We start from the raw sequence: 23,887 nt of genomic DNA on the forward strand, positions 1-23,887 counted from the left end.
ATTATAAAATGGAGAGGACCGGCATATGTCAAGTTCAGATATAATTGAAAGTGATGATTATGTTTTAGAGATTGACTCTAATGTCATCGTAACCTCATCTGAAGAAGAGTTGGAAACAATAGATATTCTCATATTCAAAGTAAATGATAGGGAACTCGGATTTCAGAATAATGGCATATATGAGATCCTTAAACCACAGAAGATAACACCTGTGCCCTTTACAGAGGATTTTGTTCTGGGATTGATGAATGTGCGGGGAGAAATAATCTCTTGTATTGACTGCGGTCTTTTCCTCTTTTCTGAATGGATTGAGATAGGGGAGAAATCAAGAATTATTCTTATCGGAAACGGGGAAATCACCACAGGTATTTTAGTAAGTTCTATAATCGGAATCGAACAGATACAGGTTGGGGCAATGGAAAAATTTTCGGAATCTGGAGGTGGACTCATTGTCGAATTTATTCAATGGATTATGGATACTGAAGAAAGGTCCTTGGTTGTGTTGGCTATTGATAAAATTATAAATTCAGAGAGATTGAGAAGCTATGAAAAGAGATGACCTGTCTCCTGAGATTATCAAAAACATTCTTGATGAATCAAGGGAGCTCATTACTGAACTTGATCTTTATATAATTGATCTGGAGAAGAATCCAGATAAGAATGATCAGATTAACAAAATCTTCAGAGCCTTTCATAGCATTAAGGGTACAACCGGAAATATTGATGAATTTATACCCATATCAAAATTTGCACATCAGGTAGAGACACTCCTTTCCAAGTTGAGGGCAAAAGAGTTGAGGATGAATCATTATATTGGGACTATTTTATTAAGTGCACGGGATATGATTCAGGATTTATTAATAAGGGCTGGAGAAAATGAAAATATTGAGGATATTAATACGAATATAATCAGCAATGAAATACAACAGATTATTGAGGGCAAGGCAATTGCAGAGGAGGAGAGCACACTTGAATCATCAACAATCGAAACGCTAACAAGCAAGAGAAATAGTATAAGGGTGGATATTGATAGAATAGATAAACTCATCAATTGCGCTGGTGAAGTTTATATAAATGAAAGAATGCTTAAGCATCAAATATTGATCCTGAAAAATAAATTTTTAACTCTAAAGAATAATATTGCACTACTAAAAGCAGGACAAGGTGATCGAAATTATTCAGATGTATATGAACTGCAAAAGGTTTTTAGTGATCTGCTAATGAGTTTCGAAGATCTTTCAGAAAAATCTGATGAAGTTGATTTTGTATCAGATGAATTAAAATCAAATCTGCTCCAGATGAGGATGGTTCCCATTCAGCAATTATTCAATAGAGCAATCAGAATTGCGCGTGATATATCAATAGCAGAAGGCAAGGAGGTAAATATACAATCATTTGGTGAAGAGACTGAGGTTGACAGAAAGGTAATAGAGGAGATGTATGATCCCCTTGTGCATATAATCAGAAATGCAATAGATCATGGTATTGAGCTAAGTGAAGAGAGGGAAGAGTATGGCAAGACTCATGTTGGAAATATTATATTAAAGGCATTTTATCATGAAGGATCTGTTGTAATTGAGGCTAGCGATGATGGTAGGGGTATTGACATTGAAGGGATTAAAAAAAAGGCTGTCTTTATGAAATTATATTCGGAAAATTCTATAGAAAAAATGACTGAGGAGGATGTATTGAATACAATTTTTCTTCCAGGCTTTTCAACAAAGGATATGATTTCAGAAATATCTGGAAGGGGAGTTGGGATGGATGTCCTCATGGAAAATGTCAAAAAGCTAAAAGGCGATGTTAAGGTAACCTCTGAAAAAGGAGAGGGAACAACCTTCTCAATTACGCTTCCTCTTACACTGGTGATGTCAGAGGTTATTATAATTGAAGTTTCAAATGAAATATATACTATACCCATTGATAATATCATTGAGATTGTCAAGTTGTCAGGCAATCTAATCAGAAATGTTGGAGAGCGCTATACACTTAGTTTTAATGGAAAGAGTATCCCTGTAATTGATTTAAATAGTCTTTTCATAGGTGAGAGTTATTCACCCATCTTCAATGAAGATGATGTGCATTCATTTGTAGTTGTAAATTCATTGGGAAGAATTGCTGCATTGTATGTAGACAGAGTAATCTGTTTTGATAGTATTGTTGTAAAGGGAATGGGGTCTCATATATCAAGGCTCAGAAACTTCCAAGGCGCAACCATCCTTGAGGATGGGAATGTTTCACTTATTCTAAATATTGATGGAATACTTACAGAGATGGACGAATATTTTCTCAAGAATAACCATGAACCCTGTATAGGATTACACTGAAATTGAGGCTTTAGGTATATATATTGATAATCTGTGACTTTCATTACTTCAACAGATGTTCTCTAAACTAGATGAAACAATACACTGATAATATGTGAATATATGAACCTCTTAAGATTTAGAATTGAGAAATCAGTTTTCTCAATAAGGACTGACGGAATTATTAAAATAGTTGGACGAGTCGATTTATTAGAAAGGCAGAGACTTCTACAGAATAGTACTTCTGAAAGTGAAAATATGAATATAAAGGTATTGAATATCAGGAAACTCTTAAATCTACATAATAAAAATAAGAGGAATCCAAGGATAATATTTATTAATAGTATCTCAATCCCTTACGGTATTCTGGTAGATGAAATTCTACATATTGGAGATGGCTTTGTAAGGGAATTTAAAACACCTGTTCCAATAATTAAAGGAATTGATCCCAATGTCATCGAGGGTTTCGAAGTTTTTATGAACGAGGTGAGTATAGTATTGGACTGCGATTCTTTAATAAGATCCTTCGGTCGTATGACATTATGAATAACCTTGGGTATGATTTTGTTTGTGTCCTTGATGTAATACTATACTTATCCTCATAAATTTTCCCCTAGTAAAATATCCTTGCAAATTGAATTATACTGTTGTTTTTATAATAACAACCTGTTGCTGATTGCAATAGTCGCTTTTGGATTATTATTGTTGAGATGAAGGTGTTAATCCAATAGGTCAATAAACATATAAATAACAAAAGTAAATATTAGGGGAGGAGGTGTAAAACATGTTAAACAAGAATGATTTAGAGAGGCTTGAAGAGGCTAGGAGGAAATATGATGAGGAGGTGCGTCAGGTATTGGCAAAGATTCCGGATTCAGGAAAGGAGCATGTGACAATCTCCGGTCTTTCAGTAAAGCCCCTTTTCAGTCCTCTGGATATTGAAGAATCCGATTTCTTAAAGGATATTTCATTTCCAGGTCAGTATCCCTTCACTCGTAGTGTTTTCCATGCAGGTTATCATTCCCGCACAATAAACATAAGGCAGGTTACTGGGATCGGCACTGCTGAGGAGACTAACGAGAGGTGGAAATTCCTTTTATCTCTTGGTGCGACAGCCCTTGCGGTTGTGGGATTGAGAGGCTGGGGTCCAGATGCTGATGATGAGAGGATGGATGGATTCGTGGGAAAGGATGAGGTGGTCTGTGATTCGCTTTATGATTATGAAACCCTCTTCAATGGTATAGATTTGAGGAAGTACCCGGTTCATCTCATCACTGGGTCCAGTTTTGCATTGGCCAATTACATTGTGATTGCTGAGAGGCAGGGTATTGAACTTCATGAACTAAGAGGAAGCATCTCCAACATGCTTAGGCCGGATAGGGAGTGTCTGGATATCATTGAATATTGCGCACGGAACATGCCTCTCTATAACGCTGGATATCTTGATATGCGTAATACAAGGGAGGGTGGATGCACTGCCGCTCAGGAGATAGCATTTGGTGTTGCCTTAACTATGGCTACTGTTGATGAGCTTATCAATAGAGGTCTAAAGATTGATGATTTCCTTCATCGGATAACCTGGTTTGTCAACTCAGGTCCCGAATTTTTTGAAGAGGTCGCTAAGTTCAGGACATTGAGGAGGATATGGGCTCGAACATTTCGTGAAAGATATGGTGTTACTGATCCTCGATCTTTAATGGCAAGGATGCATTGCCAGACCTATGCTCCAACCCTTACAAAATGTCAACCCTTCAATAACCTGATCAGGAGCACAATCTATGCCCTTGCTGCCATTATGGGCGGCGTTCAGTCAATTCATATAAACTCATTCGACGAGGCCTTTGCCACACCGACTGAGTTCTCTTCTTCGCTCTCTGTTAGGACACAACAGATTATTGATCTCGAAACAGGGATAACATCAGTGATCGATCCTTTGGGCGGCTCATATTACATTGAATGGCTTACAAATAAGATTGAGGAGGATGCTCGAAATATTATTGACACCATTCAGTCTAAGGGTGGTGCATTTAAGGCCTTTAATTGGATGCAGGATGAACTCCGAAAAGCGGCCCTCAGGTGGCAGGAGGAGATCGATAGTGGAAGGCGGCTCCACGTAGGTGTTAATACACTGGTTGATGAGTATGATATACAGATGGAGGCATTTAAGGTATTACAGGAATATGCAGACTTCCAGGCAATTAACGAGTATAATCCTTCTATTAGGGATAAACAGATCAGACGGCTGAATAAGGTCCGAAGTGAGAGGGATGACAAGAAGGTTGAGATGGCCAAGGAAAGGCTTCTTGCGGCCTATAAGAGCGAAGAGAATATCCTTCCTCCAATGATTAAGGCGGTAAAGTGCTATATAACACAGGGTGAGGTTGGGCAGGTTATGGCAAAGTCTCAGGGCTATTCTTCAATGGAGGAGATTTTCAATGAAATAATCTCATCTAGATTGCTTGCGTGATATATCTTAACAAATAAAGTGGATTAAATGGATTAATCTTGTTATTGTGATTATTGGAATAAGCCCCTCATTGCTGTATTGACCAGCATTTTAAACCCCATAAGCAAGTATTGATTGTACCCCTCATGGTGATCAGCACAGCGTTTTTTCGGCAACGCGCCTAGTTGTTGAGAAAGCTTTTCCTCAGATAGAAGGACTCATATGATTAATTCATAGAATTTGAGGATTTTATTTTATCTTAATAATATTATATCAAATATCACTTGCAATTATATCCACTGAGTATAGTTTTTGAAACCTTATTGATTCAAGTGATGTTATAGAATGAATAGGGATCATTAAATTGCAGGAAACCTATACATCTTTGCATTTGAATCTTGGAGTTCTATCTCGTTGAAGACGTTTATCATGAAGATCGGAGGATTCAATGAACAGTTTCAATAATCGTATGATTCGTGCTGCTAAACTGGATGTCGACCTTTATGAAGAGGTTGAGGCTGATACTGGAGCAACTAGTCAAGCGATGGGGGTTGTTGTTCTCTCAAGCATTGCTTCTGGAATAGGAAGCATAGCAATTGGAGGACTAAGCGGAATAATTATGGGAACCATAGTAGCCCTCATCGGATGGTATGTATGGGCCTATCTCACCTATCTAATAGGCACTAAATTCCTACCCGAACCACAGACAAGCGCGGATTTAGGAGAACTGTTGCGCACTATCGGTTTTTCAAGCTCCCCTGGTATTATTCGTGTGCTGGGTATTATTCCTGGACTTGGTGGATTGATCTTTATTGCAGCCTCTATTTGGATGCTCGTTGCTATGATTATCGCTGTTAGGCAAGCCCTTGATTACAATAGCACCTTACGAGCTGTAGGGGTTTGCTTCATCGGATGGGTAATATACTCTTTATTATCGGTATTATTATTCTCTATTTTTGGTACTAACTAATTTAATCCAACATTATATCAAGAGGTTCTTGCTCCTCCCTTGAGGTGAGGAGTATAATCACTCTTTCAATAATATTATCTAATCTATTTCAGTCAACCTAAGGTACGAACATCCCTCACAGTAATGAACAACAATGTCTAAATCCTATTGACATATTTATTAACACCAAATACCCTTTCAAAACCATATGTATTAACTATGAGTAACATGAGTAAAAGAGTTAAATATAAGTATTCTACTCTAATAAAATCACAATCAACAAAACAGGAGGTCGCATGTCAGAGAATACACTCTATGCAATCATCTTCATCCAAAATTGGGGAGAAAGTAACGAATTAACTAGAGTACTAAAGACCAGTAGTAATGTAGTATCATTATTTCATATTATGGGAAGATATAGTTATTTGATTGATGCAAATTTCGACAACAAGAAACAGTTGGAGGATTGGATCAACCAATTCAAATCTATAGAGCTATCATCAGGAATGCCAGCAATAATATCCCTGCATACACAGAAGGTAATTGATGTTCATAAACAGAAGACCGATTTCAAACTTTCATGTTATCAAAATCTAAAGGAAAAATTTCATTTTTTCATGATGATCGATAACCCTCATCACGATAAAGAACTGATAGAATTACTAAAGGTTCACTCAATTGTCCATTCCATTCTTCACATACAGGGTCAAAATTCCTTTATTGTTGAGATTATATCCGATTCTTATGATAAATATAAAAAATTACTCAATGAAATGAAGGCGCTTGAATCAATTCATCATATAGAAACCCTTGAAGTAATTTTTGTTAATAAATATAGAAACCAAATACTTGATGAAGGAGGAAATCTAGTCTATCCAGAGAAGGATATAAGAGAAATTTATACATTGTAGATTTTATAGTAGACATCTTCAAATTGGGAGATGATTGCCTAAACTATTACAGATTATTAGATTCTTACTCCGATTAGGCAGAAATATCTCATACTCTTTAATTGCTCTTCGAGAAATTTTATTGCATAATAATCTATACCAGTTTCTAAATAAAGATGCTTAGCAAATCTGTATTCAATTGAAAGACCAACCCTATAATAGGGATCCTGAGATGTTGTTACATCCTCTTCTTCATTAAAATCAGACATATCTCTATCCTGTTTCGTAAATGCGACCCCACCTCCACCTCGTAGAATAAAGTTGAATGGAATGCTGAATCGTGTTGTAAAGAACAGATTGCATCCGGCAATAATATTACTCATTTCAACATGTTCCCTGTTAAATGCATCTTTTGATTTAAATCGTGTATAAGTGCTCTCGATCTCTAATCCTATAAACCTGAAAGCATGAAACAGGTTAAAATGGAGAAAATTACCTAAACAATAACCGATATTAACGTATACACCTGAAAAAGAATTATGATAAAGAGAATCCCATTCAGATAGAAGCTGGAAATAGGGAACACCAATACCCAGTTTTAAACCAAATTCTGATGGGACCTTATCCCTTTTCTTCTCCTTTATTTTGTATTTCGTGGCCCTCTGTATTTTTATATCTGCCCAATCAGACCAACTGCCCACCTTATTAAATTTATTTATCGCACCAATCCTTATACGATAATTTCCAGGCGATATGATGAAATCAACAAAATTTGAACTGACATCCCTTTTTAAAATAAGTTTTCCATATACATTTGTTATATGAACCCTATATCTTTTCGCGCCTTCAACCTCTTCCCAACTAATTCTCGTTTTTTTCGTTTTTATCTCAGCACTTTTTTGGGCATAGGTATTATCTGTATTATTAAATATTAGAATAATAAGGGTTAGTGATAGTGTTTTAATAACATTGAGCATGGAATATTATTCAAGGGTGAGAATTTTAAGTGTTCTTACCTTAGGTTTTTTCATGCGTTTCCCAAGAGTAATAACAAAATCTGTTTTTATCATAGGGCTCTCTCTAATAATCTTATGAGTACTATTATCCTTATCAAAGGCTTGTAATGTCCAGAAAAATTTTCCTTCAGCGAGTTTACTCAATTCACCAAATCTTATATTGGTTTTCTTAGTCTTCCTCCTCATTATCTGATATTTTATGTTGTTCTTTATCTGAAACAGATTTATACTGTATACATTCGCTCCCTTCAATCCCTTCCATGTGAAGGTTAATTCATCACGATCGCTCATATTGACGATATCTTTGTTGTGCGGAAATATTACATCGGGCTTATCGAGTCTATCCTTTACCAAAATTGCCCGAGGATTGCTCTTTATTAGTTCGGTTCCGTCATTATCAATAAGTGAAACCTTCCAATAATATCTACCTGGTTTAATATCAGATAAACTCTCAGAATATTTATCTACAAGACTCTCCTTAAATATCTTTTTAAAATTCTGGTTCTTGGAAACCTGAAGACTGTATCTCCCATCAATATCTGTCCTCTTCCATGTAAACCGCACATTAGCATATTTATCATCCCCTTTAGGGGTTAATATAGAATTCACTTTGGGTGAAATAAGTTCAAGAATCTCCGTCTTAATAACATGAAAAGCCCTCGCAAGTGAAGGGGCTGTCTCCTCTTCACCTTCAAGAACACCCACTACTCTCCAAAAATATCTGCCTAAAGGAAGATTCTCATTGAATTGCAAGAAATTCTGATTGCTGGTTGAAGAATATACAATATTTTCAAAATTTTCATCTTTAGCTATATAATACTTCGATTTAATAATCTCAAAATTCTTTTTCCATGAAAACGCTACACGCCGCTTTTCTATTAGCACTTTGCTTATATTCTTGTTATTTACAGGATAAATCAACTCAGGCGGCTCAACCAATTCCTTTTTATCAATAATTAATTTATATATCTTACTCGATCTTACTGGTGAATCAGCGCTTATTCCAAATACCTTCTCGACCCTCCAAAAATAGGTGCCTTGTGTTAATGAGTCAACTGCAAAACTGTTATCCAAAGCCTTAAATGTATGCAGTATATTAGTCATTGCCTTCTCCCTTGAAAGGATCAAATCGTAACCCTTGGCAATCTCACTCTTACTCCATTTAAAATTTATTATTGGAAGTGATGTTCTATAGGCCACAGCTGCCCTATCCCTTGGAGAAAACAATATCACTGGTTCATCTCTGAGAACTGTCAGCCTTCTGGAATCACTCAAATCAATCTTCTTTGTAATTGTATTTACTGATTTTATCCGCCAATAGTATATCCCCTCTTGGAGCATAATATTTGTGAAATTTTGCTTTACCTTCTTCTTTACGATAGTTTTATCAAACGTATTGTCTCGAGACATCTCTATGAATAAAAGGAGTTTACCTTTAACAGGTTCCCATGAAAAATTTATCCTTTTCTTTTTTGAAGCGACAAGAAAATAGCTATTAGGTATTGGATTTACTAATTTTAATTTTAATTTCTCCACCTCAAACTCTTTAGCATCCTTAGTCACTATTACACGCTCATCTGTATTAACCACCTTTGCTCCACTGCCAGCGCTGATCTCCGCATTCCCCTTGCTTACTGATAGATTTAAATCTTTTCCTTTATTTTGTGAAAGTTTCACATTGCTATTCTTGAGTGAAATTGTGGTCTTCCCAGATTTTATATTCAATTTTTGCTTTCCAGATGCGCCATCCCTTAATGCAAGCATTGATCCATGAGAAAAGTCTACGCTAATCTGATCTTTTGATAATGCTAGCATAATCATGCTATTTTCATTGAGTGCAATTTCAGTGCCATCCTTAAGATATATCACCGCTTCAGAAAGATCAGCAGTTCTAATAGAATCGTTATTATATAAAATTTCATCCCTTTCAATATTCTCCCATACAACCTGTGAAGAATACTTCCTCTGAGCAGTATTTCTCTTATATTTGATATTGCCAACCACCTCAGCCGCGCCAACCTCTACCTTGTTAGTTATATCAAAATAGAATAAGAAAGAAAAGGTGCTGATTATAACAGCTCCAAATCCCAAAGCAATATAATCACCATTAAACAACTTCATATTTTACTTCTTCTCCGTCCAGATCTTCCCTTCTGCGACGAAATGGTTGCTCCTCAATATCTAAAAGAGCCCTAAGCTCATCAATAGTCCTTGGACATTGCGAATCATCAATCCTCCCGAGAACTGCATATATCTGTTGAGGCTCCTCTTTTCCCTTAACCTTTATTGGCTTCATCTTCTCTACAGCAAATACATCTCTCACTAAATTATAGGTCTCTTCACTAACCAATATGTCCGTGCCAAAGGGCTTATTCAGCGCCTCTATTCTTGATGCAAGATTCACTGCATCTCCAATAACCGTATACTCCATCCTATTCTCAGAGCCGATCTGCCCTGCAAGAGTCGGCCCAACATTTATTCCACACCCAATCTTTATTGTTGGTCGTTTCGGTCCTCCCCTACCCTTATTAAACTCTATCAGAGCCTTTCTCATTAAAAGAGCCCCATTGATTGCGTTCTCTGTATCATTGCCCTTTGAAACTGGCACCCCCCATACCGCCATAATCGCATCACCGATGAATTTATCCACAACACCGCCCATCTGATCTATACAGTTTACCATCAATGTCATATACTCATTAAGAAAATCCACTACCTCCTCAGGTTCAAGTCTCTCAGAAATTGCTGTGAAGGAGCGTATATCAGAAAATAGAATCGCAACGGTCTTCCTCTCCCCACCCAAATGGATCTCATCTCGAACTACCATATCAGCCAACTCTGGATTCACAAATTTACCAAAGGCCGTCTTTATCTTTTCCCTCTCCTCAAGCCCCCTGCCCATATCAATAAAAGCATTAGTCAATTCGCCGATTTCGTCGCTCGTAGAAGGCCTTATATCCACATGATAATCACCACCCTTGATCTTCTTAGTGGCGTAAAGGAGCCTGATAATAGGTGTGGTAAGGGTCTTCCCAAAGAAAAAAACTATCAAAATCACAACGGTTAGTGTAATAATCATCAAATAGATATTTCGTCGCTGTATATTATAGACCTCCTGAAAGGCTATCTTTTCCTCTACTGTGGCGATAACCCCACATCCTCCAAAACCTATCTTATTGAATGAACCAAGATGAATTATGCCATTCTCATCTTTATAACGCGTCTGACCATTATTAAGAGTGCTCTTTATCATCGATTTGACAATTGGAAGGTTAATTTTACTTCCACCTGATAGGACAAAAGCACTATCAGGATGAGCAATAATATCACCCCGATCATTTACCATAAATGCCTTGGTGATACCTGTAGACCTAAATGCCTTGAGAAACTTATCCAAATTTATATAACTTACCAGAACTGAGCTTGCTCCTCCATTTTTTTTCTTCTGAAATGGATAGCATAGTCCCAATACAGGAAGCCTGAATACCTGAGATACATTTTGAACAATGGTCTCTCCATCAAAGGATCGTACAAATATTTTATTATTTGCCCTATGCGCTGCTTTAATATCATCCCTCGAGACCTGAATCTCATTCATTAAAGAATCATTATAGGTATATCTCACAAAATTAAGGGATGAATCCCTTTTATTCATAACTGCAATGCCAGAAAAGATGAAATCCTTATCATTTCCCAGTATCAATTCAGAATAACGCTTCCTTTCTTGTTTATTAGTATTCTGTATCATAGCATTAACAATTAGTCTGGATTTTTCAATGAGTGAAACAAAATCTGATTTAACCTTTAATGCAATGACTTCTGATATCTTAAGATTATTCTCCTGAATCCTGATCTCATTATCACCCTTAAAAAAATGTGTAGCTAAAAATATCATTAATGATATAGCAAGCACTATGAGAAATGATATTATTGAAATCAGCTTAAATCTAATTGATAAATAGAATCGGCCAAACTTGGAGTTCTCTACTTCATCTTCAACTGAAGGCTTTCTATCTCTAATACCTTCCTTCCTACCTCCCTTATCTAAAAGGGATTCATCATCCCTCTCTTTCTGCCTTGATACAGTATCTATAATAGGTTGATCAGAAGGTCTATCTTCTCCCTCAGCTAAATCCTTAAATATAGGTTGTTGTTCTTCCCCCCTTAATCTATCCTCCTCAGTTATTCTAATGACATCTTCATCTTTTTGTATTATCCGCTTGGGTATTGCATCTTTAATATCTCTGGGATCTTCGCCCTCAGATTCTCTGTCTCCACCAATATCAAATACTAACCGATCCCCAACTACATGTTGGCGAGACCTAATATATCTCTGAAAATTATAGACGAAAAGGAACTCCTCTTCACTTGTGACAAAAGCAGAGTTTATTTCCCTGCTTCTGTCTATAGCATCTTCCACATTCTCTCCGCCATAGATCAAGACACAGGAAATTAGGGTTCCAGCATAACTCTCCCCATAGGATACAACCTGACAACTCCCCTTCTTAAAACATTCATAGATCTCCCTTGCTGCATTCTTTACATTCGGAAGATTCTCTACATCTACATCCTCAATATGAATACTCTTCACTTCAAATCCAGATCCCTGATAAAATCGTACTAACCGTAAGTAAGATTCATGATAAACTGGATGAGAAGAGATAATAAATATGGTTTTGACCCTCTTTTGTTTTAACTTCTCAATCTTCTTTTTAGATAGCCCAAAAGTATATAAAGAGGTCGAATCATCAACAGAATAAAAATCAAATAATAGTGTTCTCTTTTTGGAGGATGTTAGGGTATTCATTTTACTCTTTTTCCTACATAAAAAAAAGTGTATGCATTTTGTTGAGTAATTATAATCAACATTAATATGAAAAAGCAAATAAAAAAACATGAAAATATTTAGGGTCTCCCGAATATAAATTCGAAATGCAACAATAAATTAATTTACACTGAATTATGATCAAAGGAACTCCAGGGTAGATTTAAGTAATACAAAATTTTATCTAATTTTTTCAATTGAGAAGATTCTATTATTAGGTATAAAAATAGATTATAAGTATTGACTTTTTGATGATATCTCCTAAGTTAGGGCAAATTATTTGTTTAAATTAAATGAAAATTCGATTGATCTTTACTATGTTTTATAGTAAAAGTCATCTAGTTTTGCTTAATTGCTAAAGATTCAAGGCTTGCCCTACTAGTATTGAACTTTATCAATAGAAGCCTCTCAATGGAACCATCCTAGGCTTTTTAAAGGGATTCAGCTTAAAGCCTAAAAAGAAGTGATTAAAATCAACAATTTTTCACTTCTTAACATACTTTGGATTTACTCTTTAGACCTTGAATTCCTGAATCAACCACTGAGATGTATATTTGTAAGTAAATACAAGGGATGTCAATAATACCTCTTGAATATTCTGATGATATGTAATTCAAGAATTATGAAATATTCAAAAAAATATTTATATATACTTAACATAATCATCTTTATGACTTTTTTTTTATGTATTCCTGAGTATGAGGCTGAGGGATATAAATTTGAGTTTATAACTGTTAGTGATATTGTTAAGAGTGTTAAAAAACGATTTTCAGAGATAGATTCTTATCAGGCAAATTTTAAGATTGAGACTAAAAGACTCGAAGCAAAAAATGTTCAACATGGAATAATCAAATATAAAACATCTGACAAGTTGCTTGTCAATTTTCACAATCCCTATGGATTAAAGATAATCTCAGATGGCAAAACAATGTGGATATATATCCCTTCTATGAACGTTGTAGCTGAACAGGATTTACAGGTAGAGTCAGGATCGTTATTTTTCTCACAGACAAAGAGTGGTTTATCGAGACTATTCTCAAAATATCATTATAAATTTGCCACTAAGGAACAGCCTGAATTGCAAAAAGATGGCACCAAGAAATATACATTGCTTTTAAAACAGAGAGAGAGCAGAAGTGGATATAGAACACTCAAGTTATGGATTAGAGAAGATTATATAATTACGAAAGCTCATGGAGATACCTCAACTGGCAAAAGTGTTGATATCGAATTTAGCAATATAAACACGGACATTAATCATCCAAAAGGAATATTCAAGTTTAATATTCCATCTAAAGCTAGAATTATCAAGAATCCTATTGTTTCAGAGGAGTAGAAAGTGGAAGGAATTGGCGAAAGACTTAGAAGTGCACGAGAGGCTAGAAAGCTAACAGTGAAGAATGTTTCTAATGATACGAATATAGCATCAATATTTATTACTGCTTTAGAAAATGAGGAGTTCGATAAGTTCCCTAGCGAAACATATATTGTCGGTTTTTTAAGAAATTATTCTGAATATCTAAAACTGGACGCTGAGGAGATGGTACAGTCCTTTAAGGGGTATAAAATAGGTGAAAGCGCAACCCCTGTTGAGCAGCTGATAAAACCAACCCAACCTAAAATTATATTAAATTTCTCTAGTCTTTTTCATAAGTATAGAAATATATTTTATTTATCCGGAATCATTATCATTTTAGCGTTTGCTGGATGGATATTTCGAGGGATCTTTCAATCTGATATTGATATAGAGAATGTAGATTCAATTGAGAATATTAAGAATGAGTATAATAATACAAAAAAGAGAACAAATATTCGTAACATAAGAAATTTATCATTATCAAATGATAGCGGATATGCTCTTGTATATCGGGATGAGGCGGTTCAGCTTCTTGTGGATAACGAAGAATTCATGTTTCTTTTAAAAGATATAAAGAACAATTTAGTAATATTGGAAATATTTCCTGGCAACACCCTAGAAATTTTCAAAATTGAAAAGCCAAGGACTATTAGGGTTAAGGATTTTTCAAGAGAGATTATTTTTACACTAAAGGGTTTAACAGAAAATCGTGCAAAGTTATTAGTGATGTTAGGTCAAAAGATAGAGGGTGAAACAGAAAGCGCTTCCATTGTTAACGATATATCAAAGGATAAGGATAATACCAAAGTCTTTGCACAAAATGAAAAAAATCTAAAAATTGTATTTGAAGCTCAATTTATACAAAAGACTTATCTTGAATTATATCTTGATGGCATGAGGAAGATGAAGGGTATAATCCCTGCTGGAAGAAGAGAAAGATGGGAGGCAGTGGAGTATATCCAGTTAAAGATTGGCAATGCTGGAGGTTTGAAAGCGAAGATAAATGGGAAGGCCTATACATTTGGCCATTCAGGTCAAGTAGCAAATAAGGTAATCACCTGGAAAAAGGATTTAAAAAATCCCAACCTATATCATATTGTAGTTAAAGATTGGTGATAAGTGTTTTTATCCAGTGATATTTCTTTCTATATTATTTCTCTTGGATGTTCAAAAAATCTGGTTGATTCTGAGAAAATTAATGGAGAAATGCTATCCTGCGGATTTAAAAGAGCATCCACACCTGAGGAAGCTGACATCATCATCATCAACACCTGTGGTTTTATTGAGGAGGCGAAGAAGGAATCAATTGATGTTATCTTTGAGTCAATAAATCTAATAGAGGTATTCCAGAATGAAGAGCATCTATTGCCATATTATAAGGGTGATCAAATAGATGCCCTGAATTTTAAAAAAAAAATAGTAGCTATTGGTTGCCTATCCAAAAGATATTATGATGAAATATTAAGTGATATACCTGAAATTGACCTTCTTTACGGTCTTGTGGATGATAATCTCATTAAACACCTATGCCATAGATTTGATATTAGATCAGCACATAGTAACAGAAAAAAAAGAAGTCCTCTTATTGATAACCTTCCATATTCATATATAAAAATTTCAGAGGGTTGCTCCAATAACTGTAGCTATTGCGCCATTCCTCTAATTAGGGGAAATCTTATATCTTTCCCCATTGATATGATTTTGCATGACTCCCAGGAGGCTGTCCAAAAAGGAGCAAAGGAATTAATCATCATTGCTCAGGACATCGCCTCATATTCCTATGATAAATATCGTCTACCGGATGTTGTAAAAAGGATCTCAGATATTGATGGAGTAGAATGGATTAGATTGTTATATTGTCATCCGGATAATCTATATGATGATATTATTGAATTAATACATATTAACAAAAAAGTAGTAAAATACATAGATATACCATTTCAGCACGTAAGCAAACGGATACTCAAATCAATGAGTAGGAAGGGAGACTATCAGAGCTATTACAGGTTAGTAATGAACCTAAGGGAGAGGATTCCGAATATAAGAATACGATCAACCTTTATGATTGGATATCCTGGTGAGACAAAAGATGAGTTTTCAGAGTTAGTGAAATTTATTGAAAGGGTTAGACTCGATAGGATTGGATGTTTCATGTATTCCAAAGAGGAGAATACAAGGGCATCGATGTTGAAAGGTCATCACCCCGAAGAAATTAAGAGGAATCGATATGATGAATTGATGATGATTCAGAAGGATATTTCAAAACAGAAATTGAGAGGGATGATTGGTTGGGAAGTGGAGGTTATGATTGAGGATGAAATTGATGAAAAGACCTGGCTTGGCAGATCAACATTTGACGCGCCAGAGGTGGATGGTGTTTTTTACTTGACAGGGGATGATGTCGCTCTAAACACAATTGTGAAAGCTAAGATTACTTCAACGTTAGAGTATGATTTAATTGGAGAGCTGATTTGAATATTCCCAATTTGCTTTCAATATTAAGAATTGTATTAATACCACTATTCTTGTATCTTATCTTCATCCCCAATGTTCAATCAAGGGTATTGGCGCTGATTGTATTCTGTTTTGCTTCATTAACTGATCTTCTGGACGGATGGAGCGCTAGAAAATTGGGCCAGGAAACGAGTACTGGGAAATTCCTGGACCCCCTTGCTGACAAATTTTTAGTAATCTCCGCCTTAATCGCATTTCTCATTCTCGATTCTCTTATTCCCTTTTGGATGATATTGATAATTGTGAGTAGGGATATACTCATCACTTTTATGAGGTATCTTGCGTTAAAGGAGAATAGAATTCTCAGAACCACCAGATTTGGGAAGATAAAAACGACATTCCAAATGATCTCTATTATAGTTATAATAATGGTATTTATCTACAGAAGCACAGGGATGAACGTATATGATCAATTTGAATATGGGTATTATCCGGAATTTGCTTCAGTTTATGACATATTTATTTCTGATCATCCCAATAAGTGGTTAATTATTGGCCCCTATTGTCTGATGGCTATTGTCACCCTCCTCACTGCTATTTCAGGAATTAGGTATATTATGACAAATTGGAGACTTTTTTGGCCTTCACATTCCGAAGATGAAAGAAGTTAGTTGATGTGGTGGAAGAGACTCTTATTTACTGGCCTTTATACAGGATACTCCCCTATCGCCTCTGGCACCACAGGCAGTTTGCTAGCGCTTGTAATATATGTATTTGAATATTTAATATTTGGAGATATTAGCTGGGTCTTAAATGTAGTTATAGTCCTAGTGATGTTATACCCCTCTATCAGATTAGGGGATGCTGGAGAGATATATTTTGGGAAGGAAGATCCTTCAGAGATTGTCTTGGATGAGATTATGGGATATTGGATATCTGTATTGTTTTATCCATTCAGCTGGAAGATTGCCATTCTTGCATTCCTTATTTTCAGGTTCATAGATATCCTAAAACCATATCCACTTTACAAGCTTCAGGAATTAAAGGGTGGTCTTGGAGTGATGTTGGATGACTATGTTGCAGGTATACTAACAAATTTATTATTGCTTATTATTGTAATAATAACTCATTTAATGGGCATATCAATATATTAATACTTTTGAAATTATTAGATTACTATTGAGATTTCCATGTTTTGGATGTGGAAATACACCAATAATAAAAATCTCAACAATAATCATTCCATATAATAACCTGTTGAAAATTCAGGGGGAATAAATGGTAACAGGAACCTTTCGAAAGATTCTAATACTAATCACTATACAACATTTAATATTTGCTTTTAATACCTATGCAAAAAATGGAGAAAAGGAGGATTCTCAAGCTGTTGGTGATGAGAGCAACTCCTGTATAGATTGTCATATAAAGCTAAAGGGGAAACTGAGATCTGTAGTACTCGAATGGCAGAGGAGTGTTCATGCGAAGAAGGGAAATAAATGTCATATATGTCATGGCGGCAATCCGAATTCCTCTGATAAAAAGCTTTCAAAGGCTCGGGATTATGATTTCATTGGAAGGCCAAAGAAGGATGAAATTATAAACTTTTGTGGAAGAAGCGAGTGTCACAGCAAGGCCTTTTACCAATTTAAGAAAAGCCCGCATTATCAATCTGTAATTGATTCAGGGGACCCAAATTGTACAAGCTGTCATGGCAAGCATAATATACAGAAATCATCTATTCACATTATTTCAGATAAAACCTGCTCCGGCTGCCATTCAGTTGAATACTCAAGGGAGATAATCGATTCGATATTTAAGATTGAGAATGACATCAATGATATTCAAAAAAAAATAGATTATTTGGCAAGTGAGAATACTGATGTTAAGGAATTAACGAATCTCCATTGGATGGCCATACACCTTTTTCATCAACTTGTTCATGTTTTCTCACGTGATGAAATGGAATTCACAAAAAAGATACTTGATCTAGAGGTTCAATCTCTGAAAAGTGCCCTGGATACAAAGATAGCTCTGGTCAAGAGATTAAAACTATTATATAATCTCACTATTATTAATATAATAATAATCTCTGTTGGATTTATAATCTATATTCTTTGGGGTAATGTCAGAAGGAGAAGAAAAGAGAATTAGATTATCTGCAATAATTCCTAAATTCAAAGGACAGGAAAGGGATTGGATTTATTAGCTAGCTGAATGGTAGAGTGATAATTGTGAAGAATCATTTATTCAATACTGAAAAAATCAGTTATATAAAGGGCGACAAACCGAAGGTTGACTGTATACTCTGTGCGATTAGAGATCGACTCTCAGAGGTAAAGATTCTTGAGGTTTTCAGGACAGAGAGCTTTATAGTATCATTAAACCTCTACCCCTTCAATCCTGGACATTTAATGGTTTTTCCATCAAGACATGTAGAGAATCTTGTCGATATTACTGATGAGGAGGCTCTTGAGATGCATCATCTGACCACAAAGGGTATTAATATTTTAAAGGATGAATTTAATCCATCAGGCTTTAATATCGGATATAATTTAGGTCAGGGAAGTGGAGCCAGCATTGCTCATATTCATCAGCATATTGTTCCAAGATATGGGAATGAGATTGGATTTATAGATATTCTTTCTGGTACAAGGGTATATGTTTCAGATCCAGTTGAAATTATGAATAGGCTGAAGGATAAATTTGTACTCTGAAAGGAGAACAAGTAAGGAGAAACATGCTTCAGATAAGGATGAAAAAGGGCATAATGATGATCAGTTGTTTGTTTTTCGTTTTTAATAATTGTGGAGGTGAATCCTGTCAGGATTACTTCACATTTAAGTCAGTTCGGACTGTAAGTAAGGAGAACATAAAAGAGCTAACTGAGAGAGCGAGTAAACATGAAGAAATATTAAATGAAAAGATAGAGTCAGCGGATAATCTCGGCATTATTTACCAACAACTTGGAGAGAAGTATCTTGATAGGAGGGTTTGGAATTTAGCAATTGAATCATTGGAGAAGGCGGTCGGATATGGTCAAGATACCTCTATTGTCCATTATTCCTTGGCAATTGCCTATGCAAACAGAGGGCAAGAGGTAGCCAGCGATGAGGATATAAGAAAAGCGGAGAATCATTATAAGAGAGCCTTGGAGATAACACCCAATTATTATGATGCGAGTTATGGTTTAGGAATCCTTCTATTTTATGCTAAGGGAGATAAAGAGGAAGGGCTCAAGATAATTGAGGGTCTCATCATTAAAAATAGGGATTATTACAGGGCTAGATTTGTTCTTGGCAGGTTCTATTATGAATTGGGAAGGCTCAATAAGTCTCTATCGATTTATGAATCACTCTATTCTGATCTGAATACACTAACGGACTCACCACAGACAAAGGAGTATCGAAAGAGTTGTCAGGAGAATATTGAGAGAATTATCCTGGAACTCTCGAGAAAAGGATGAACTCTGAAGAGAAGTTATATTCAATTGCTCTATCGATCATCTCATCACCCGCTCATAACAAGATATGGGATTACATCTACACCTCACATCCTTCAGAGATATACAATAGGATTGAAGGAAAAAACAAATTAAGGGTTCAAGGATTTATCTCTGCCAAGTATAAAGGGGAGCCGTTTGAGGCAGCTAGAGCAATCTATGATCATGCGATTTCCCAGTCAATTAAGATGATTGATTTTTGGGATAGAGATTATCCGCCTTTATTAAAAGAGATAAACAAACCGCCATTGCTCCTGTATTATAAGGGTCATCTAAATACATCTAGATCACTAGCGATTGTTGGAACCAGAAATAATGATAAAAAATCATCCCAAGTAACTAGAAGAATTTCCAGTGAACTCTCCAAATTAGGATTTACTATAATAAGCGGAATGGCAATTGGAATTGATAGAGAAGCTCATCTTGGCGCGCTTCAATCTAATGGATCAACGATAGGTGTATTGGCTAATGGCATAGGTATAATTTATCCATCCTTTAACAGAGATTTATACACAGCAATCCTATCAACAGATAATTCATCTCTAGTATCTGAATATCCACCGGATGTATTTGCCGGCAAGTGGACTTTTGTCAGGAGAAACAGAATCATCAGCGGATTATCACTTGGGACAATAGTAATTAAGGCAGGAATGAATAGCGGAGCCCTAATAACCTCGAGATATGCTATTGAACAAAACAGGGAGGTATTCGCATGTCCGGGATTAGCCTTTGATGAGGAATATTCAGGTTGTCACAATTTGATTAAGAATGGAGCAGTGTTGGTTTCTAGTACAGAGGATATATTAAGGGAACTACCTATTTCAAATGATATACAAACAAGCCTCAATGCTCTTGAATTTGAAAATAGGAGTGAAGATATCAGCAATAGAAAAGTCTTTGTTGATGAAAATAATTTGAAGGGTGAATTTAAGGAAGATTCGATTGAACGAAAAATATTGAATCTATTAACAGATGGTGATAAAGATATGGATAGTGTAGTGCGTTTAATAGATTGCAATACAAGTGAGGCAAATAAGGCGATTCTTATGCTTGAGCTATCAGGTGAAATAACACGAGATGGTAACAGGATATCTAAATCATAAATCTATACAGAGAGAAGGATCATCAATCACCTGCATTATTACCGCATAATTCCCACAAACTCGTAATAATAAAAAGCTATATGCATTCTTTATTTTTAATGGAATAATACGATAAATATATTATAACACAAAGGTGATACATGGAGAGCAATATTGATTATCAAATATATGTTTATTATTATTTTAGTCTTATTGACGTTGATTTCTATCTCCCAGATCTTTTCTATTCCCCCCTTTGCTGAGGATATTTTTTATATCTATAAATCTGGATATTTTTCCGAACTAGAAAAAGAATTTGATATAATCAAGGATTCATTTATTAATATAAAGATGATGAGCAAAGCTGTCTATGCTTGGATATTTCTTCAAGATATTAGCAAAAAGCATGAAATAGATATAAGGGTATATAACAGAAGAGGAAATGAGGTTTTCGCACCGGGGGAAGAGACTGTTGAGGAAAATGAAAGGGTAATAAGATTATTGAATACCTCAAATCCAGATATTATATCTGAGGCAAAGGGAGAGAAATATTATTCTGCTATTCCAATTTTAATAGAAAGAAGGTGTAGATTTTGCCATACTATCAATAATAAAAGCAATATTGTTGGGGTAATGACATTTGAGAGGGAGTACAATCCCTATATCTATTATTCATCCGAGAGGGTTATTCTTTTCGCTCTTATCTCAACAGCTTTATCTATCATCTTGTACTTTGTTGTAAGATGGGATCCAGAGAAAAGGATAAAACGACTCTTCAACGATTAATATATTTCCTGCTTAACATTTGACAAAATGTAATTTTTTTTTTAATTTGACATCCTATTGTATTCATATTGTCAATTAATATATACTGACAAATATACAGACAAAATTGAGATTGTAGCGCATATTACATAATATCGGATAATAATTATAAGAGTACTAGATGAAAAAAGATAATGAGAAGACACTGGTAATTGTTGAGTCACCATCAAAATCGAGAACAATCAAGAAATACCTTGGCAAGAAATTTGTTATTTCATCATCAATGGGACATATAATTGATCTACCTAAATCACGTTTGGCTGTTGATGTTGATAATAATTTTACTCCAGAGTATATTACCATACGAGGCAAGGCCAAAATCCTTAATGACTTAAAGAAAGAGGCATCAAAGTCCTCTCAAATACTGCTGGCAACAGATCCCGACCGTGAGGGAGAAGCAATCTCCTGGCATCTCTCCAATGCACTCTCCCCAAAAAACAGTAATATAAAAAGAATAGAATTCAACGAGATAACTGAATCTGCCATTAAAGAGGCTGTAAAACATCCTAGAGAAATAAATATGGACCTTGTTAATGCTCAGCAGGCAAGAAGGATACTGGATAGGATTGTTGGATACTATATTAGCCCCCTACTCTGGAAGAAAATCAAAAAGGGGCTTTCAGCGGGTCGGGTTCAATCCGTTGCGCTTAAGATAATCTGCTCCCGTGAAAGTGAAATAGAGAGATTTGTCCCGGAGGAATATTGGACTATTGAAGCCCTTCTCTATCATAATAGAAAAGAATTCACAGCATCTATCCATACATACAGGGGGGAAAAAATATTACCGAAAAGGAAGGAGGAAGTAGACAATATCCTTAAGCAGTTGGAGAATGAAAAATTCATAGTTGAAAATATTCAAAAGAAGGAGAGGAAGAGATACCCAACTGCCTCCTACAATACAAGCAAGCTACAGCAGGATGCCGCTAATACCCTCAATCTAACATCTTCAATTACAATGATGATAGCCCAGCAGCTATATGAAGGGATAAATATTACAGGCCAAGGACCTGTGGGACTTATTAGCTATATGCGAACTGATTCAACAAGGATCTCCCAAACGGCATTACAATCTCTTCGTGAATATATCGGAAATAATTACGAGGATGCTTATCTTCCGGAAAAAGCAAATTTTTATAAGAATAAAAAGGGGGCTGAGGATGCACATGAAGCGATAAGACCTACTAATGTATTATTGACTCCAGAATCTATCAAACAAGACCTGACAAGGGATCAATTCAGACTATATAACCTTATATGGAGGAAATTCGTTGCCTCCCAAATGACCCCTCAGGTTCTGGAAATAAACACAGTGATTCTGAAGGCCGGGGAATATCAATTTAAGGTAACTGGCAGCCAGGTCCTTTTTGATGGATTCAGGGTTGTAGAAAAGGAACAAAAAATAAAAAGAAGGGATCTGCCAAAACTTAATGAGGGGGATGAGGTGGAAATGAAGGAAATTATTCCACAACAACATTATACTACACCTCCCCCTAGATACAATGATGCTTCACTGGTAAAATTATTAGAAGAATCAGGTATAGGAAGGCCTTCAACCTATGCCCCAATTATAAATACACTTATAAAACGATATTATGCCATAAGGTCAGGAAGACAGCTTGTACCGACAGTCCTTGGCAAGCTGGTTAATGAAGCTGTTTCAAAGCATTTTTCAAACCTAGTATCTATAGACTTCACATCACAAATGGAAGAGAAGCTTGATCTTGTTGAAGAATCAAAATCGGACTGGAAGGTGATGTTAAGGAATTTTTACGATCCCTTTAAATTGACTGTTGATGAGGCTGAAAAAGTAATGGAGGAGATGAAGGGAATTCTTGATGAGGAGACTGATTTGATATGCGAAAAATGCGGCAAAAATATGGTAAAAAAACTTGGTAAACATGGATTCTTTCTTGCCTGTCCCGGTTTTCCAGAGTGTAGAAATTCTAAGGCTCTGCCTTTAGGCAAATGTCCCATGACCAATTGTGAAGGTGACGTAATCAAGAAGGCTTCAAAGAAGGGAAGAAACTTTTATGCCTGCACCAATTACCCCAATTGCAATTTTATCTCCAATGATACACCAGCTGATAAGAACTGTCCAATTTGTGGCAGACTATTATTCAAGAAGAGGATCAAGGGTAAGGGTGAAATGCTCACATGTTATGATGAAAAATGCGGATATAAGGTTGAGCTTCTCGATGAGAAGACGATCAGGAATGAGGATGATAATCAATTGTAATT

Annotated in this window: 20 protein-coding genes; 17 read left to right on the top strand and 3 right to left on the bottom strand. The window is 35.6% G+C overall.

Annotation, left to right across the window (positions count from 1 at the left end):
• Positions 1-25 precede the first annotated feature (25 nt).
• The 6 genes from SVZ03_14275 (at position 26) to SVZ03_14300 (ending at position 6,612) form a co-directional block, all read left to right on the top strand.
• On the top strand, positions 26-559 hold the full coding sequence (locus SVZ03_14275) for a chemotaxis protein CheW (GenBank protein MDY6935377.1): 534 nt from the start codon (positions 26-28) through the stop codon (positions 557-559).
• Complete coding sequence (locus SVZ03_14280; GenBank protein MDY6935378.1) at positions 546-2,327, top strand: chemotaxis protein CheA; 1,782 nt, start codon at positions 546-548, stop codon at positions 2,325-2,327. Before SVZ03_14275 ends, SVZ03_14280 begins: the two co-directional genes overlap by 14 nt.
• Positions 2,328-2,429: 102 nt before the next feature.
• On the top strand, positions 2,430-2,852 hold the full coding sequence (locus SVZ03_14285) for a chemotaxis protein CheW (GenBank protein MDY6935379.1): 423 nt from the start codon (positions 2,430-2,432) through the stop codon (positions 2,850-2,852).
• 238 nt (positions 2,853-3,090) lie between these two features.
• Positions 3,091-4,773, top strand: coding sequence for a methylmalonyl-CoA mutase family protein (locus SVZ03_14290; GenBank protein MDY6935380.1), 1,683 nt, complete (start codon positions 3,091-3,093; stop codon positions 4,771-4,773).
• Between the two features lie 427 nt (positions 4,774-5,200).
• Entirely contained in the window at positions 5,201-5,722 is a 522-nt protein-coding gene (locus SVZ03_14295) for a YIP1 family protein (protein MDY6935381.1), read from the top strand.
• A 275-nt stretch (positions 5,723-5,997) separates the two neighbouring features.
• Entirely contained in the window at positions 5,998-6,612 is a 615-nt protein-coding gene (locus SVZ03_14300; GenBank protein ID MDY6935382.1) for a hypothetical protein, read from the top strand.
• Between the two features lie 56 nt (positions 6,613-6,668).
• On the opposite strand, the gene SVZ03_14305 is transcribed toward SVZ03_14300, so the two are convergent.
• The 3 genes from SVZ03_14305 to SVZ03_14315 are packed head-to-tail and all read right to left on the bottom strand — an operon-like array spanning position 6,669 to position 12,414.
• Entirely contained in the window at positions 6,669-7,568 is a 900-nt protein-coding gene (locus SVZ03_14305) for a hypothetical protein (protein ID MDY6935383.1), read from the bottom strand.
• Between the two features lie 6 nt (positions 7,569-7,574).
• Positions 7,575-9,728, bottom strand: a complete 2,154-nt coding sequence (locus tag SVZ03_14310) for a FecR domain-containing protein (protein MDY6935384.1) — start codon at positions 9,726-9,728, stop codon at positions 7,575-7,577.
• Positions 9,715-12,414 carry an adenylate/guanylate cyclase domain-containing protein gene (locus SVZ03_14315; protein MDY6935385.1) on the bottom strand — a complete coding sequence of 900 codons (2,700 nt, stop codon included), beginning with the start codon at positions 12,412-12,414 and terminating at the stop codon, positions 9,715-9,717. Before SVZ03_14315 ends, SVZ03_14310 begins: the two co-directional genes overlap by 14 nt.
• Before the next feature lie 688 nt (positions 12,415-13,102).
• Between SVZ03_14315 and SVZ03_14320 the strand changes: the two genes are divergently transcribed.
• The 11 genes from SVZ03_14320 (at position 13,103) to topA (ending at position 23,885) form a co-directional block, all read left to right on the top strand.
• Positions 13,103-13,768, top strand: coding sequence for an outer-membrane lipoprotein carrier protein LolA (locus SVZ03_14320; GenBank protein MDY6935386.1), 666 nt, complete (start codon positions 13,103-13,105; stop codon positions 13,766-13,768).
• A gap of 3 nt (positions 13,769-13,771) precedes the next feature.
• Entirely contained in the window at positions 13,772-14,905 is a 1,134-nt protein-coding gene (locus SVZ03_14325; protein MDY6935387.1) for a DUF4115 domain-containing protein, read from the top strand.
• A gap of 3 nt (positions 14,906-14,908) precedes the next feature.
• Positions 14,909-16,264 (top strand): 30S ribosomal protein S12 methylthiotransferase RimO, encoded by a 1,356-nt coding sequence (rimO, locus tag SVZ03_14330; GenBank protein ID MDY6935388.1) that lies wholly within the window; start codon positions 14,909-14,911, stop codon positions 16,262-16,264.
• Positions 16,261-16,914, top strand: coding sequence for a CDP-diacylglycerol--glycerol-3-phosphate 3-phosphatidyltransferase (pgsA, locus tag SVZ03_14335; protein MDY6935389.1), 654 nt, complete (start codon positions 16,261-16,263; stop codon positions 16,912-16,914). The genes rimO and pgsA overlap by 4 nt, the downstream gene beginning before the upstream one ends.
• Before the next feature lie 3 nt (positions 16,915-16,917).
• Positions 16,918-17,397, top strand: a complete 480-nt coding sequence (locus SVZ03_14340; GenBank protein ID MDY6935390.1) for a phosphatidylglycerophosphatase A — start codon at positions 16,918-16,920, stop codon at positions 17,395-17,397.
• Positions 17,398-17,521: 124 nt separating this feature from the next.
• Positions 17,522-18,394 carry a multiheme c-type cytochrome gene (locus SVZ03_14345; protein MDY6935391.1) on the top strand — a complete coding sequence of 291 codons (873 nt, stop codon included), beginning with the start codon at positions 17,522-17,524 and terminating at the stop codon, positions 18,392-18,394.
• An 80-nt stretch (positions 18,395-18,474) separates the two neighbouring features.
• The gene (locus SVZ03_14350) at positions 18,475-18,957 is read left to right on the top strand and encodes an HIT domain-containing protein (protein ID MDY6935392.1); all 483 of its coding nucleotides are present in this window, start codon (positions 18,475-18,477) and stop codon (positions 18,955-18,957) included.
• Positions 18,958-18,980: 23 nt separating this feature from the next.
• Positions 18,981-19,706: a tetratricopeptide repeat protein gene (locus SVZ03_14355; protein ID MDY6935393.1), complete on the top strand. Its 726-nt coding sequence runs from the start codon at positions 18,981-18,983 to the stop codon at positions 19,704-19,706.
• On the top strand, positions 19,703-20,845 hold the full coding sequence (gene dprA, locus SVZ03_14360; protein ID MDY6935394.1) for a DNA-processing protein DprA: 1,143 nt from the start codon (positions 19,703-19,705) through the stop codon (positions 20,843-20,845). The genes SVZ03_14355 and dprA overlap by 4 nt, the downstream gene beginning before the upstream one ends.
• A 153-nt stretch (positions 20,846-20,998) precedes the next feature.
• Positions 20,999-21,610, top strand: coding sequence for a hypothetical protein (locus SVZ03_14365; GenBank protein MDY6935395.1), 612 nt, complete (start codon positions 20,999-21,001; stop codon positions 21,608-21,610).
• A gap of 160 nt (positions 21,611-21,770) precedes the next feature.
• Positions 21,771-23,885, top strand: coding sequence for a type I DNA topoisomerase (gene topA, locus SVZ03_14370; GenBank protein MDY6935396.1), 2,115 nt, complete (start codon positions 21,771-21,773; stop codon positions 23,883-23,885).
• Positions 23,886-23,887: the final 2 nt, after the last annotated feature.

This window comes from Spirochaetota bacterium (assembly GCA_034190085.1).
Lineage (GTDB): Bacteria > Spirochaetota > UBA4802 > UBA4802 > JAFGDQ01 > JAXHTS01.

What these genes read in the sequence shown, in the direction of transcription:
- SVZ03_14275 (MDY6935377.1), top strand. Translation starts at nt 26, where the DNA reads ATGTCAAGTTCAGATATAATTGAAAGTGATGATTATGTTTTAGAGATT.
- SVZ03_14280 (MDY6935378.1), top strand. Translation starts at nt 546, where the DNA reads ATGAAAAGAGATGACCTGTCTCCTGAGATTATCAAAAACATTCTTGAT.
- SVZ03_14285 (MDY6935379.1), top strand. Translation starts at nt 2,430, where the DNA reads ATGAACCTCTTAAGATTTAGAATTGAGAAATCAGTTTTCTCAATAAGG.
- SVZ03_14290 (MDY6935380.1), top strand. Translation starts at nt 3,091, where the DNA reads ATGTTAAACAAGAATGATTTAGAGAGGCTTGAAGAGGCTAGGAGGAAA.
- SVZ03_14295 (MDY6935381.1), top strand. Translation starts at nt 5,201, where the DNA reads ATGAACAGTTTCAATAATCGTATGATTCGTGCTGCTAAACTGGATGTC.
- SVZ03_14300 (MDY6935382.1), top strand. Translation starts at nt 5,998, where the DNA reads ATGTCAGAGAATACACTCTATGCAATCATCTTCATCCAAAATTGGGGA.
- SVZ03_14305 (MDY6935383.1), bottom strand. Translation starts at nt 7,568, where the DNA reads ATGCTCAATGTTATTAAAACACTATCACTAACCCTTATTATTCTAATA.
- SVZ03_14310 (MDY6935384.1), bottom strand. Translation starts at nt 9,728, where the DNA reads ATGAAGTTGTTTAATGGTGATTATATTGCTTTGGGATTTGGAGCTGTT.
- SVZ03_14315 (MDY6935385.1), bottom strand. Translation starts at nt 12,414, where the DNA reads ATGAATACCCTAACATCCTCCAAAAAGAGAACACTATTATTTGATTTT.
- SVZ03_14320 (MDY6935386.1), top strand. Translation starts at nt 13,103, where the DNA reads ATGACTTTTTTTTTATGTATTCCTGAGTATGAGGCTGAGGGATATAAA.
- SVZ03_14340 (MDY6935390.1), top strand. Translation starts at nt 16,918, where the DNA reads ATGTGGTGGAAGAGACTCTTATTTACTGGCCTTTATACAGGATACTCC.
- SVZ03_14345 (MDY6935391.1), top strand. Translation starts at nt 17,522, where the DNA reads ATGGTAACAGGAACCTTTCGAAAGATTCTAATACTAATCACTATACAA.
- SVZ03_14355 (MDY6935393.1), top strand. Translation starts at nt 18,981, where the DNA reads ATGCTTCAGATAAGGATGAAAAAGGGCATAATGATGATCAGTTGTTTG.
- dprA (MDY6935394.1), top strand. Translation starts at nt 19,703, where the DNA reads ATGAACTCTGAAGAGAAGTTATATTCAATTGCTCTATCGATCATCTCA.
- topA (MDY6935396.1), top strand. Translation starts at nt 21,771, where the DNA reads ATGAAAAAAGATAATGAGAAGACACTGGTAATTGTTGAGTCACCATCA.